The organism is Barnesiella sp. An22 (assembly GCF_963931395.1).
GTDB lineage: Bacteria > Bacteroidota > Bacteroidia > Bacteroidales > Barnesiellaceae > Barnesiella > Barnesiella merdigallinarum.
In genome coordinates, this window is the sequence record NZ_OZ007014.1 from 668,550 (window position 1) to 682,951 (window position 14,402).

Here is a 14,402-nt window from a genome sequence, read left to right on the forward strand (position 1 = left end):
CTTGGCTCCTTTTATTTGTCGGGATTTTCGGCGTGATAGGCATCGACGGCTTTCTTGACCGAGCCGTGCAGGAGCAGCAGCCGTTTGGCGTGCTCGTAGTCCATGCCCAGCTCTTCGGATACCATGCGGGTACCGCGGTCTACCAGCTTCTGGTTCGAGAGCTGCATGTTGACCATGCGGTTGCCTTTGACCCGACCCAACTGAATCATCACCGAGGTGGTAATCATGTTGAGAATCATCTTTTGTCCCGTGCCCGATTTCATGCGCGAGCTGCCGGTTACATATTCGGGACCCACGATCATCTCGATAGGCACATCGGCCTCGTGCGAGATGGGCGAGTCGGGGTTGCTCGAGATGGAGCCGGTGAGGATGCCGTGCTCGCGGGCGGCCCGCAGGGCCCCGATGACGTAGGGGGTAGTACCCGAAGCGGCGATGCCGATGACGGTATCTTTGGTGTTGATGTGGTGTTCCTGCAACTCTTCCCAGCCGCGGTTCATGTCGTCCTCGGCATTCTCGACCGGGTTGCGCAGGGCGATGTCGCCGCCGGCAATGAGTCCGATGACCAGCGTGGGCGGCATGCCGAACGTGGGGGGAATCTCCGAAGCGTCGAGCACACCCAGCCGTCCGCTGGTGCCGGCGCCCATGTAGAAGATGCGGCCGCCCTGTTTCATGCGGGGCACGATTTGGGTGACGAGTTTCTCGATTTGGGGGATGGCCTTTTGTACGGCCAGGGCTACCTTCTGGTCTTCGGTATTGATCTCTTCCAGAATCTCACGAACCGATTTTTTTTCGAGGTTGTCGTATAGAGACGGTTGCTCGGTGATTTTCACGAATGCCATAGCGATTGCGTTTTATAGGGTTGAATGATATTCTACAAGTCCGTCCATGGGGCTTTTGATAATGGTGCCCAGCTCGATTTGCAGGGCGTTGGCGGCCTCTTCGAGCACCTCCTTGTAGTAGTAGGCGATGGAGCCGATGAAGTGCACCTTCACGTTTTTGTAGTCGTACTGCATGACGTTGCGGGTGAAGAAGTTCTTGAAGCCGTTGAGCACGATGCGGTGTATGCAGGGCTCCTCGATATTCTCGATGAGGAAGGGCGAAACCGAGGCCAGGAACCGGTTGGGGAAGGGTTTCTTGTAGACCCGGTCGAGAATCTCCTTGGGGGTAAGGTCGAAGCGTTTGAAAAACTTCTCCTTCAACTCGGGGGTAAGCTGGTTCTTGAGGCAGTCGCCCACCAGCAGCTTGCCCAGTACGGCGCCGCTGCCTTCGTCGCCCAGGATGTAGCCCAGAGGCGATATGTTGTCGACAATCTCTTTGCCGTCGTAGTAGCACGAGTTCGAGCCGGTGCCCATGATGCAGGCGATGCCCGGCTTGTGGCCGCACAGGCTGCGGGCGGCGGCCAGCAGGTCGCTGCCTATCTCGATGTGCGCGTCGGGTATGTGGCGGGCGATGGCCTGCTCGACAATGGCATTCTTCTCGGGGAAGGCACAGCCTGCACCGTAGAAGTAGACGGCATCGATTTTCAAGCCCTCGAGGTGAGGCATGAGTTTGTCTTTGACTACGAGGCTAATCTCCTCCTCGGTCTGGAAAAACGGGTTGGTACCCTCGGTAGTAATTCGTTTGACGGGAGCTCCCTGGTTTACTACACACCAGTCGGTTTTGGTTGAACCGCTATCTGCTATAATAATCATATCTTTATATATATTTTCTTTTTATACAAAACATATCCTACGAGCCAGTTTACCCCGATGAAGAGCAGGGCGAAGATGAGCGAGGCGAAAGTCTCGTCGCCAAACAGGGGTACGAGCCACTCGTTGTAGATGACCCCCTTCAGCGTCATGGCCGTGCCGCCGTAGGTGACGTAGATGTTGCCCAGGAGGATGCTCAGCACGCCGCCCAGCACATACATGAACAGGGGGTTGATGCCGAAGGCTTCGAAGAAGCGGCTCCACCTTTTGTAGCCTTTGATGTCGATAATCCAGATGAGCAGGGCCAGCGCACTGGCGGCGAGCCCGCAGGTGGTGAGGGCGAAGGTGGGCGACCATATCTTTTTGCTGATGGGGCAGCCATACTCGAGCAGCAGGCCCGCAAAGGTGAGTATGGTACCGGCGATGAAGAGGTTTTGCATGCGCACGGCATTGTCTTTGGTGTGCATGATGAGGCCTCCGCAGAATACGCCTATCAGCACGTGGCATATCGACGGGATGGTGCTGAGCAGACCTTCGGGGTCGAAGGCCAGGCCGCTGTCGTGATACATGTGGTTGGTACCCAGCACGGCGCGGTCGACTACCGAGATGATGTTATCTTCGGAGAACTCGAATCCCCGGCCCGTAACCAGCACGACAAAGTAGGCCAGCAGGGTCACGATGACGATGTGCGGGATATACTTGTGTTTGACCAGCAGCGACACGAAGGCGGCCACGCCGTAGCAGATGGCCAGACGGGGCATCACGCCCAGGATGCGCAGGTGATCGAAGTTCCACATCGACCGGCCCAGACGCTCGAGCCACGGCAGCGACTCTTCGCCCAGTTGGTGATAGTTGCGCATGGTCAACCCGAACCACGCGATGGCCAAGCCGATGGCAAAGATGACAATCGTGCGGCGAATGATTTTCCAGGCCACCGGCCCCGATAGTTTGAAATCGAACTTCCGCAGCGACATGTAGGTCGATATACCCATGATGAACATGAAGAAGGGGAAGACGAGGTCGGTAGGGGTGAGCCCTATCCACTCGGCGTGCTCCAGCGGGGCATAGATGTGACCCCATGAGCCGGGGTTGTTGACCATAATCATACCGGCTATGGTGATGCCTCGCAGGATGTCGAGCGAGAGGAGTCGTTTGCTGGGTGGGTTGTTCATGGCGTTTTTCTTTTATTTTTTAGGGGTTGTACATTGGTCTACCAGATAGACGATCGAGAGGTAGGGAATGCCTGAGTTGGTGGTCAGTCCTATCTCGCAGGTGCGGCTGTTGGAGTAGCCGGTCTTTACGCCGGCTTTCTCGAGTTGGGGTTTCAGCTTGCGCAGGGCGTAGGCGTTGACCTCGGGGTGCGTGAAGCCGCGGTCGCCGGCAAATCCGCAGCAGCCCACCTCGTCGGGTACGACGACGTGGCGCGAGCAGAGCCGGGCCAGCTCGACGAGCATGTTGCCCAGGTTCATCTTCCGCATCGAGCAGGTGATGTGCACGGCGATGGGGGCGTCGATGGGGGTGAATTGCAGCTTGTCGCGCAAGAAGGTGTAGATGAACTCTACCGGTTCGTAGAGTTTGACGCGGGTCATCACCTCGCGCATGCGGTGCAGGCAGGGGCTCTGGTCGCACAGCACAGGGTAGCGCCCCTCGTGGCTGGCTTCGTAGAGAGCATCTTCCAGTTCGGTCGACTTGCGGTCGGCAATATCGCGCATGCCTTTGCTCTCCCAGATGGTACCGCAGCAAAGGTTCTTCATGTTCTTGGGGAAGATGACTTCGTAGCCAGCCTTTTGCAGCAGGGCTACGGTCTTGTCGATAAGCGGCGTGGGGTCAGGCGAGTTTTTGGCCGGGCCCATGGTCTGGTTGATGCAGCTGGGGAAGTAGACTACCTTCAGCGGTTCGGCATGTTGTTGTATCGTGTGCGGACGGTAGGGTTTGGGCATGGCCGGGGTCCACAGCGGCAGGCCCATGCGGTGCAGCGTGCGGCCTACGGCGCTCATCGATTTGTCGCCCAGCAGGGAGTGTGCCACATTGGCCAGGTAGAGCACCGGACGGATGCTGGCTTTGGTACCGGCAAAGTGGTTGGCTACCCAGTCGCCGGTTTTGTAGCCCAGGCTTCCGGCGGGCAGGCTCTCTTCGCGCAGGTCGTGGGTGAGGTCGCCCACGCTGATGCCCATCGGGCACGACATGGAGCAGAGTCCGTCGCCGGCGCAGGTGGCGTTGCCCAGATATTTGTATTGTTTCAGCAGGGTGTGCATGCGCGCCTGACTCTCGGCGTCGGCCAGGTGGCTCAACCGGGAGATTTCACGCCGGATGACGATGCGTTGGCGCGACGAGAGCGAGAAGCCGCAGGTGAGGCAGTTGACCTCGCAGAAGCCGCACTCGATGCAACGGTCTACGTGGGCGTTGGTGAGCGGCATGGGTTTGAAGTTCTTCAGGTGGCAGCGCGGGTCGTCGTTGAAGATGACACCGGGGTTGAGCAACCCCTTGGGGTCGAAGAGCTCTTTGACGGCCTTCATGTAGCCGAATGCCTTTTCGCCCCACTCGTATTTGACGAAGGGAGCCATGTTGCGGCCCGTGCCGTGTTCGGCCTTGAGAGAGCCGTCGTATTTGTCGACCACGAGGCTCTTCACCTCGTCCATCAGTCGCTCGTAGCGGGCCACCTGTTCGGGCGTGTCGAACGACTGGCTGATGATGAAGTGGTAGTTACCCTCCAGAGCATGGCCGTAGATGCAGGCATCGTCGTAGCCGTTCTCTTCGAGCAGGGCCTGCAGGTCGGCAGTAGCCTCGGGCAGGTCGTTGATGGGGAAGGCCACATCCTCGATGAGTACGGTGGTGCCCAGTTGGCGGGTGCCGCCTACCGAGGGGAAGATGCCCGAGCGGATGGCCCAATATTTCGAGTACTCCTCGGGCTTGTCGGTGAAGTGTATGGGTGTGGCCGTCTGGAAGGGGGCCAGTATCTTTTTGATGGCCTCGATATTGGCCTGGAGCTCTTCGGGCGAGTCGGCCTTGGTCTCGGTGAGCACGGCGGTGAGCCCTGTGCCGGTGGTGTCGCCCACCGAGGCGAGCGACTTCTTGTCGAGCATCTCGGCACTGAATACCGGGCCCTGCTTCATGGCCACGACGGCGTGGCAAGCCTCCTTGATGTCGTTGAAATAGAGCATGGCGCTGGCCGAGCAGGGGTAGTCGTGCTCGGTCTTCATCGTCACTTCGGAGAGGAAGGCGAGCGTACCTTCCGAGCCCACCATGAGGTGGGCGATGAGGTCGAACGGGTCGTCGTAGGTGACGAAGGGGAGCAGGTTGAGGCCGGTTACGTTTTTGATGGAGTATTTCCGGCGGATGCGCTCGCTCAGGGCCTGGTCGGCCCGGATGTCGTCGCGCAGCTCGACGAGCCGTTTCAAGAAGTCGGGGTGGCTCTGCTCAAAAGCCTGTCGGCTGGCGGGATCGCCCGTGTCGAGGCGAGTCCCGTCGGCCAGGACGATTTTGGCCGCCAGCAGCTCCTTGTCGCTGTTGGCGTGGGTGCCGCAGTTCATGCCCGAGGCGTTGTTCATCACAATGCCTCCTACCATGGCCGATTTTACCGAGGCGGGGTCGGGTGCGAATTTTCTGCCATAGGGTTTCAATATTTCATTCACACGGGCCCCGATGATGCCGGGCTGGAGCGTGATGCGCGTATGGTCGTCCGAGATGGCGTATTGTTCCCAGTTCTTGCCGGCAACAATCAGTATCGAGTCGCTTATGCTCTGTCCCGAGAGCGAGGTCCCGGCAGCTCTGAAAGTTACCGGCAAGGCATACTTGTCGGCCAGGGCCAGCAGCCGGGCCACCTCAGCCTCGTTTTTCGATCGGATTACGATCTGAGGGATAAGGCGATAAAATCCGGCATCGGTACCCCACGCCAGCAGGCGCAGTTCGTCGGTGTAGATACGGTCTTGGGGAATGAATGTCCCGACCTCTTTCAGATAAGCGTTGTACTTTTGATCTTTCATCTCGGTCTGTTACTTGGTGTTACTTATAAAGATAGTATTTGCGTGACAATTTCTTGAAGCTCTCTACATCTTTATACCAGTAGTCCTTGATGTCGTCGAAGCGGTAGTTCTTGGAGAACCGCTCGCGTATCTGGTTGCTGCCGCACACCTTGTCGAACATGTCGAAACGCTTTTCGGTTTCGGGCCCGAAAGCCTTCTTGTCGGGGTACATGGCAGCCAACTCCTGCAAGATGTAGAACTGGACCTCGGAGAGGCGAGCCTTCCGATAGTCGAGGATGTGCACTTGTACTCCCTGCAAGTGTTCGCCCTGCCCGAAAGCGTAGAAGGGCTTCAGGTGTATGGGGCGGAACTTGATGCCTGGCAACTCGAGCGCGTTCATGCGGTCGGCCAGCTTCTCGGCGTCGATCCACTGGGCGGCAAACATCTGGAACGGAATGGTGTACCCCACGCCTATCGACAGATAGGGCAACTCGCCCACGATACCCGACAGGGGGTAGAAGTAGGCCGAGTGGGGGTGCGGAATATGGGGCGACGAGGGTATCCATTGCAGCCCCGTCTGGGCATAGTCCATATTGCGTTTCCAGTGTTTCATGGGTACGACCGTGAGCTTGCAGTCCTTGGCCAACATGTGTTCGCCCACCAGCATGCGAGCCAGCTCGCCGCAGGTGAGTCCGTAGACGTAGGGAATCTTGAACTGGCTCACGAAGGAGAAGTAGCCGTCCTCGACGATGTTGCCTTCGACCTTCTCGCCCCCGATGGGGTTGGGACGGTCGAGCACGACAAACTCGATGCCGTTTTCGGCGGCAGCCTCCATGGCTACCCCCATGGTGCTGATGTAGGTGAACGAGCGGCAGCCTATGTCTTGGATGTCATAGACGAGCACATCGATGCCCTTGAGCATCTCGGGGGTAGGTTTGCGGGTCTTCCCGTACAGCGAATAGACGGGCAGTCCGGTCGAGGGATCGGTCGAGTTCTCTACTTTGTCGCCGGCATGCACGTCGCCGCGCACACCGTGTTCGGGACCGTAGAGGGCTACCAGATTGACGTTGGGAGCTTCAAACAGGATATCGATGGTCGATTTCAGCGAATTGTCCACCCCCGTAGGGTTGGTGATGAGACCGACTCTTTTCCCCTCCAGTATCTTGAAGTTATCTTTTTTCAGAACCTCGATTCCTGTCATTGTTTTCTGTGCACTCAATCCTCCTGCAAAAATTGCAATCAGGCACAAAATTATATACTTTTTTAATGTCATAGACTTTCTTTTTGCTATTTTGTTACTGTTTCATTTTCGTTTGCATCCTTCTTGCCGTAGTTGGGGTCGATTTTGATGAAGGCACACACGGCGATGGTGGCGGCGCAGCAAATCATTACCCAGTAGAAGAAGTGTTTATACCCGATGAGCTCTTGCAGCCAACCGGCAGCCATGCCCGGCAACATCATGCCCAGAGCCATGAAGGCGGTACAGATGGCATAGTGGGCGGTCTTGTGCTCGCCGTCGGAGAAGTAGATGAGGTAGAGCATGTAGGCGGTGAAGCCGAAGCCGTAGCCAAACTGCTCGATGAAGACGCAGAGGTTGATGATGAAGAGACTGTCGGGCTGGTAGTAGCTGAGGTAGACAAAGGTGGCGCAGGTGAGCGAGATGCTCCAGGCCATGGGCCAGAGCCATTTGCGCAGGCCGCCTTTGGCTGCTACGATACCGCCGATGATGCCGCCGCCGGTGAGGCCCAGGATGCCGATGGTACCGTAGACCAGACCTACCTGGCCGGTGGTCAGACCCAGACCGCCCAGCTCTTTGGGGTCGAGCAGGAAGGGGTTGATGAGTTTCACCAGCTGTGCCTCGGGCAGACGGTAGAGCAGCATGAAGAGGACGGCCACCCATACCTGTTTCTTCTTGAAGAAGGTGACGAAGGTGGCGAAGAACTCCTTGAAGATGTTCGAGGCGGTAGCCTCGCATACGGCCCGGTCGGAAGCGGGTTTGGGCAGAATGTATTTGTGATACAGGCAGATGGCGATGAAGAAACCGGCCAGTACGAAGAAGGTGATGGACCAGGCCAGGGCGATGTTGCCCGAGGTCGACTCGAACGAAGCCGACGAAGCCTCTTTCAGTTTCGGGTCTACCTGTATGGTGATGTAGGCGGGTTTGTTCCAGTTGTCGGCGTTGAACTCGATGCGGTCGCCCTGAGTGAGGAAGATACTCTGGTCACCCGTTTTGTGCACGGTGTTGAGTACCACCTTTTCGCCGGGTTTGGGCTGTTGCGAGAGGCATACCTTGATGACCCCGATGTTGCCGGTGAGCTGGTGTTGGGTGCGCTCGCGGTTTTCACCGAAGGTGTTCTTGATGAAGAGCTCGAACTTGCTGAGCTCCTGACCCTTTGCGGCGGTGCTGCTCTGGGTCGTGGCGGCCGTCTCGGGAGCGGCGAAACCGTTGGCGATGTTCTGTTGTTTTACCCAGGCATTTACCGAGTCGACTTGGGCGGGATTGGCCGCGGTACCTATCTCGAGCACGGCAGGCGTGGCCACGAAGTGCATCTCGTCGTTGTTGCTGTCGGTCACGTAGTCGGTCGAGGGGAGGGCGATTTCACTGGCATACTGCGGGCCGGCCTTCACCTCGAGCGACAGAGGGGTAAGGCCCGTGTTCGACTCGAGCAGTCCGGCCAGAATCACCAGCAATCCCTGCCCGGCGATGGTGGCCACCCGATAGAAGGTGCTGCGGATGCCCACATACATGGCCTGGTCGTGGGTGTCGAGGGCCAGCATGTAGAAACCGTCGGCCGCAATGTCGTGCGTAGCCGAGCTGAAGGCCACCAGCCAGAAAATGGCCAGCGTAATCTGGAAGAAGTGCGGCGCGGGAATGGTGAATGCGATGCCGGCCAGGCCTGCGCCCACGAGCATCTGCATGGTCACTACCCACCACCGTTTGGTTTTCAACAGGTCGATGAAGGGGCTCCAGAAGGGTTTGATGACCCACGGCAGGTAGAGCCAACTGGTGTAGAGGGCGATGTCGGTATTGGAGATTCCCAGTCGTTTGTACATGATGACCGAGATGGTCATCACAGCCACATAGGGCAGCCCCTGCGCAAAGTATAGCGTAGGAATCCAGGCCCAGGGCGATGTCTTTTTCTGCGAATTCATGGTTTTATGTGTTAATAGAGTTTTTCAATGGTTGCTCCCGCGAAATAGTGCAGGAGGATGTGTCGGTAGTCGTATCCCTGCTCGCCCATGACGGCGGCGCCTATCTGGCAGAGTCCTACGCCGTGGCCCCAGCCGGCTCCCCGCAGCACGAAGCGTTGCGGTATGCCGTCGACCACCTCCTCGCGCTCGACGATGAAGGCCGAGCTGTACAGGTGCGAGGGCGAGAGGGTGCGGCGTATCTCCAGCTCCTTGCCGATGGTGAGGGTCTGTCGTGTGCCCTGTATCTGCAGGCGGATGAGCCGACCCGAGGTGCCCCGCTCGACGGGTTTCAGGTCGACAATCTGGCCGAAGTCGATGCCCGATTTCTCCCGGATGAGTGCCGCCAGCTCCTGTTGGGTGTAGGCCACGCTCCAGCGGTAGAAGTCGGTCGTCTCCTGGTCGTAGTTGTTGAGCACCTGCGAGAGCACCCGTTTGTCGGTGGTGTTGCAGAAGGCCTCGGGCGATTCGCAAATCCAGCGGCGGGCATTCTCCTCGACGGTCAGGTCGGGGAAGTCGTGCTCGTTGCGGTCGTCGCGCAGGGCGACGAGGTAGGGAAAGTCGCGGTTTTCCCAGCACGAAGAGAAGCGCTCCATCACGCCGCCGCAACACTTCGAGAAGCGGGCGTCGCATATCTGGCCGTCGTAGGTGAGTATCTCGCCCCGGGTGGCCTCGATGGCCTGCCCCACGATGGGCGTGGATTCGCGGGTGATGCCCTGGTAGCGCTGGCAGTGGTCGTCGGCGCAGACGTCGAAGCGGTCGTGGTCCTCCCGGTCGTACCAGCGGATGAGCTCGTGATCGGTGCGGAAGCACGAGACGGGTTTCTGCCCGGCCAGCGCCTTGTTCTTCTGTATTTGAGCCAGCAGCCAACTGCGGGAGATGACGGCGTGCGACTTGAGCAGCTCGAGCGAGGCGGTGGCGCTCATCTCCGACGAGATGACGCTGAGCAGATACTCTTCGATGCCCAGCTCGTTAATGGCGGTGAGGCGGTCGCCCTCGACAATCAGCTTCAGGGCTCCCCTGAAGGTCTGGTCTTCGCGGCGCTCCCAGTGGAATTTTACCCCTATGGTCACCCCCTTGAGGCAGAACGAGTGGCCGGCCTCCTGCGGGGTGAAGAGGAGCTGGTCGTACAATCCGCCGTTCCAGCCGATGCGCCCCTGCTCGATGCGGGCCGTTTGGACCCCTTCGACCGGGTGGCCGCCCTGCAGATAGGTGCCGTTGAGGACGAACTCGATGGTTTCGCCCGACATGATTCCTACGGTTACCGATGGCTCTTTCATGGCTGTGCTATTTGAGTTTTTGGGCTATTTGGTTCATTTTCTCCCGGTCGAGGCATACCTCGGCGAGTATCTGGGCCAGGTCGTCGGCCGTGATTTTCTCGAAATCTTTCTCGAGCGGGGTGATGAATACACCACCCATATCGACCGATGCGGGGCTGAGCAGGATGTTGTCGTCGCCCTCGGCAAAGTAGCACGAGGGGCGATGCTGGGCCCGCGGGAAGATGGCGACCGACCAGCGGTCGGTGTCGTACCAGGCGAGCACGTTCATCATGGGCTCCGTTTCGTCGGGTTTCACCTCGAGCGTCTGGTAGAACTTGTCGAAGAGGGCCCGGGCGTCGTCGGCCCCGGTGGCTTTGATGAGGAAGAAGGGGCAGATGTACTCCTCGACCAGACTCAGCCGGGCCGAGCCCTGGGTAATCACCGGCGTGCGGTGGCAGGTGGCTACCACGTCACACAGCGGCAGGAAACCTTTGTTGCCGGCCTGGAAGTGGGCGTGGTCGGGAGCCGAGGCTCCGCATTTGGGTCCGTTGTAGAAGAGCACAAAGTCGTCGGCCTCGCGAGCCAGACGCAGCATGTCGCCGAACCGGCTGCCGATGAGTTGCGGCGTGTGTCGGTTGACCGGGATGGTGAAGTGCTTGGGGAAGATGGGGAAGGGGTTGATGAGCCACGTGTACTCCCCGTCGGGCAGCCCGTGCTGTACCTCGGGCCGGTTCTCGACGCAGAGGAAACACTTGCGCTCCTTCAACGATTTCGTGTCGACCTTGGCCGCCGACGAAACGATGCGGGCCGGGTTGAACTGCACCTTGACCGTGCAGCCCCCCAGCGGTATCTCCTTGACCCGTACCGACTCCAGTGCCTGGTAGTTGTTGCGGGCCGAATCCCACACGGCGAGCTGGTCGTCGAGCAGGCGTTCGATATGTTTCGATGTCAGTTCCATACCGGTTTATTTTTTATTCATGGCCACCCGGGCTTGCAGCTCCCAGGTGCGGATGCGGTCTTTGTAGAGGTTGTTGGCGTTCATCTTCTCGATGCTGAGCGAGGCGTCGGAGTTGTCGTCCCAGCGGCGGCACAGGTATACCACGTCGTAGACGCGGCCTATCTGGTAGCGGCGCGAGATGTTCAGACCCAGGGCGTAGTCTTCGCCGTAGCTGGTGTTGGGCACCTTCACCTTGCGCAGAAGCGGGGTGTAGAAGGCGCGCGGAGCACCCAGGCCGTTGATGCGCAGGGCGTTGTTGCGGCCGTTTTCGGGGGTCCACTCCTTGTGGTCGATGATGCCCGGGGCAATCATGTTCATGTGGAAGTCGGTCATCATGTAGGTACCTACCACCATGCCGCAGTTCTGCTCGTAGAAGGCGTTGACCATGGTTTGCAGGGTGTGCTCGTCCTTGTAGACGTCGTCGCTGTCGAGCTGCACGGCAAACTTGCCGCACTTGGGGTGATGCACGCCCAGGTTCCAGCAGCCGCCTATGCCCAGGTCGTTGCGCTCGGGAATGAGGTGGACGACCCGCTCGTCGGCCGCAAAGCGGTCGATGGCCTCGGTGGTGCCGTCGGTCGAGTGGTTGTCGATGATGATGAGGTTGAATTTGAAGTTGGTCTGCTGCTTCAGTACCGACTCGATGGCATCGGCAATGGTGCGTACGCGGTTGCGCACGGGAATGATGACCGAAGCCTCGTATTCGAAGTTACCCTCGTCGAAGGCAATCTTCTCGAAACGGGGCTCGAGGTATCCACCGATGGCCTTGAGGTGCTCGGTGCAGGCGGCCTCCATCTCAATCTGTACGCCCCGGTTCTTGGGGTCGACGTAGTCGAAAATCTTCTCGCCGCTCTTGCGGTTGTCGTTCTCGACTTCGGAGTAGAGATACTCGTTGATGTGTACCAGCGAAGCCTTTTGCGACAGCTTCAGACGCAGGTCGTAGAGACCGGCAAACTGGAAGTCGGTGGTCATGCGCGAGGCGGCCTCCCGGAAGGCGGCGGCGTTGAAGAGCAGCAGCGACCCGAAGTTGAAGTCGTCGCGCAGACTGCCGTACTGGTAGTCGATGACGGGGGCCTTCTCCTGTTTACCGTCGGTCACGTGGTACGAGTCGGCGTAGGCCATGCCGGCCTGGGAGTCGTCGGCGATGCGCACCATGCGCTCGAGGGCGAAGTAGCCCAGTTCGAGGGTGGTGTATTTGGTGTAGAGTAGGGTGTAGTCGGCATTGCTGCGGTCGGCTATCGCGTGCAGCGTGGCCGAGGCGTTGAGGCTGGTTACCGGCAGAAGTTCACACCCCTCTACCGCTTCTTGATTCTTTTCGGTGGCGAGCAGGTAGATGCTCTTCACATGTTCGCAGGCCCGCAGCCCTTTTACGGTTTCGCTTACCTGAGCCTGGCTCGAGAAAGGAATGAAACAGTTGATTGTTTTCATAACTGGAGTTTTATTTTTGTTTATTCGTTTTATAATCGATGACAAGCAGCCCTATCTCGCCGCCGGTGGCGGTGAAGAGGCAACGCTCTTTCGAGAGGGGTACGAGGGTGCTGATGAGCGAGTTGCCCACCTTGTGCTTCCACAATACCCGGCCGGTGCGGGCGTCGAGGCCGAACATGAGTCCGTTTTTGGTGCTGCCGAAGACCACGCCATCTTTCTCGACGGGCATCGAGGGGGCGTGTTCGTAGCCGAAGCCCACGTTCGAGGCCCACAGCTTTTGCGGGTGGTCGGCGGTAGCCGAGTAGCAGACCACGCTGTCGTTCATCGTCTTGCTGTAGATGCGGCGGTTGTCTTCCGACAAACCGATGGTCTCGCGCACCATCGACTCTTTGGTGCGCCACACGGTGGCCCCGGTGCGGACGTCGATAGCCGAGAGCACCCGCTCGGGGTCGGCCACGAACACCTTGCCGTGGGCACCTACGGGCCATACGGCAGCGGCCGAGTAGAATTTGCCCGGTTTGCCGTCGTGCCACTTCCACACTTCACGGCCGGTTTTCAGGTCGAGGGCATAGAGGTTCTTGTCCCACGCCCCGAATATGACGAGCCCGTCGTAGACGAGCGGTTTGGTTTCGATGTATCCGGCCACCCCTTCGTAGGTCCAGACGGCTTGCCCCGAGTGGAGGTCGATGGCTCTGAAGCAGTGGTCGCTGCCACCGATATAGGCTACCCCCTTGTGCAGGGTCACGGCGCCCAGCACGGGGGCGTCGGTCTGGACTTTCCACAGCAGTCGGCCGGTGGTGGCGTCGAGGCCGTAGATGCACATGTCGGCCGAGCCGAATACCACTACGTTGTCGTCGGCCGCGGGGGTGCCCACGATGCGCATGCCGCTCTTGAACCGCCACAGCTCCTTGCCGTCGGCGAGGGCGTAGCAGGCGAGGGTGCCCGAGTCGTCGCCCACGTAGACCTTGCGGTCCCAGCAGGCGGGCGAGGAGAATATCTCATAGCCGCACTTGACCAGCCACTGCTCCTTGACCTGGGGATACTCGAGGTTCACCGAGTAGTCGGGGCGGGGATAGCCGGTGTTGCTTTTGTCGAAGTTGGGGCCGGTCATGGTGTAGCCTCCCCGGCGCACCGGTTCCCGGCCTATCTGCTGTTCGTAGATGAGGATGGAGTCGGGGGTCACCTCGCAGAGCGAGTAGCCGCCGACGGGGGCTTTGTCGCGCAGGTTCGACCGGCACAGAATGCCGGGTATGCCGTCGTATTTCAGATTCAGGTATTGGTGGTAGTGGCCGCCCATGACGAGGCGGATGTTGTAGGGACGGATGGCGTCGGTCACATCGTACCAGTTGTCGACGTCGCCCGGCTGGAGGGGATAGTGAGTGACGACGATGACAGGCTTCTCCGGACCGGCGGCACTCAGTTCTCGCTTGAGCCAGTCGATGTCTTGCGGAGCCACGTGGCCGTCGGCCATGCGGATGATGGGACCCGAGTTCATGCCCAGGAAGAGCACACCGTCGTGTTCGAACCGGAACCGCTCGCTGCCGAAGATGCGGGCGAAATCGGTTACCCCCGACTCGCTCCACTTCGTTTCGTGGTTGCCCGGCACGATGTAGTAGGGAACCTCGAGCCGGTCGAGCAGCGACTTGACCACCTCCATGGAGCGGCGGTCGCCCAGGTTGGTGATGTCGCCCGAGACGATGGCAAAGTCGATACCGGGTGTCGCGTTGATCTGGTCGACCGATCGGGCCAGGTCGTTGCAGGGCAGTGAGTCGCCGGCGGTGATGTGGATGTCGGTGAGGAAGGCAAACTTGAAGTCGGCCGCCTGACTGCCAATGACCAGCAGGAGAAGGGAGAGTGAGAGGAGAAATCGTTTCATGGGTTG

Annotated in this window: 9 protein-coding genes and 2 pseudogenes; all 11 read right to left on the minus strand. The window is 59.3% G+C overall.

Annotation, left to right across the window (positions count from 1 at the left end; genetic code table 11):
* Positions 1 to 11: 11 nt before the first annotated feature.
* Positions 12 to 839 (minus strand): N-acetylmuramic acid 6-phosphate etherase, encoded by an 828-nt coding sequence (murQ, locus tag ABGT88_RS02705; RefSeq protein ID WP_087408749.1) that lies wholly within the window; start codon positions 837 to 839, stop codon positions 12 to 14.
* Positions 840 to 851: 12 nt separating this feature from the next.
* Positions 852 to 1,691, minus strand: coding sequence for an ATPase (locus ABGT88_RS02710; RefSeq protein ID WP_298662146.1), 840 nt, complete (start codon positions 1,689 to 1,691; stop codon positions 852 to 854).
* Entirely contained in the window at positions 1,688 to 2,860 is a 1,173-nt protein-coding gene (locus tag ABGT88_RS02715; protein ID WP_087408747.1) for an acyltransferase family protein, read from the minus strand. Before ABGT88_RS02715 ends, ABGT88_RS02710 begins: the two co-directional genes overlap by 4 nt.
* Positions 2,861 to 2,872: 12 nt before the next feature.
* Positions 2,873 to 5,671, minus strand: a complete 2,799-nt coding sequence (locus ABGT88_RS02720) for an FAD-binding and (Fe-S)-binding domain-containing protein (RefSeq protein WP_346700276.1) — start codon at positions 5,669 to 5,671, stop codon at positions 2,873 to 2,875.
* A 19-nt stretch (positions 5,672 to 5,690) separates the two neighbouring features.
* A complete protein-coding gene (locus tag ABGT88_RS02725) occupies positions 5,691 to 6,923 on the minus strand; it encodes an exo-beta-N-acetylmuramidase NamZ domain-containing protein (protein WP_087881021.1) in 1,233 nt (410 codons plus the stop codon).
* Positions 6,924 to 6,937: 14 nt separating this feature from the next.
* Positions 6,938 to 7,741: pseudogene (locus ABGT88_RS02730) on the minus strand (MFS transporter); the annotation flags it as partial.
* Positions 7,742 to 8,311: 570 nt separating this feature from the next.
* Positions 8,312 to 8,803 (minus strand): annotated as a pseudogene (locus ABGT88_RS02735) (MFS transporter); the annotation flags it as partial.
* An 11-nt stretch (positions 8,804 to 8,814) separates the two neighbouring features.
* Positions 8,815 to 10,119 carry a SpoIID/LytB domain-containing protein gene (locus tag ABGT88_RS02740; RefSeq protein WP_346700278.1) on the minus strand — a complete coding sequence of 435 codons (1,305 nt, stop codon included), beginning with the start codon at positions 10,117 to 10,119 and terminating at the stop codon, positions 8,815 to 8,817.
* Positions 10,120 to 10,126: 7 nt separating this feature from the next.
* A complete protein-coding gene (locus tag ABGT88_RS02745) occupies positions 10,127 to 11,056 on the minus strand; it encodes a DUF4922 domain-containing protein (RefSeq protein ID WP_346700280.1) in 930 nt (309 codons plus the stop codon).
* Between the two features lie 6 nt (positions 11,057 to 11,062).
* Positions 11,063 to 12,520 (minus strand): glycosyltransferase family A protein, encoded by a 1,458-nt coding sequence (locus ABGT88_RS02750; RefSeq protein WP_346700282.1) that lies wholly within the window; start codon positions 12,518 to 12,520, stop codon positions 11,063 to 11,065.
* A 10-nt stretch (positions 12,521 to 12,530) separates the two neighbouring features.
* Complete coding sequence (locus ABGT88_RS02755) at positions 12,531 to 14,396, minus strand: PQQ-binding-like beta-propeller repeat protein (protein ID WP_346700284.1); 1,866 nt, start codon at positions 14,394 to 14,396, stop codon at positions 12,531 to 12,533.
* Positions 14,397 to 14,402 lie beyond the last annotated feature (6 nt).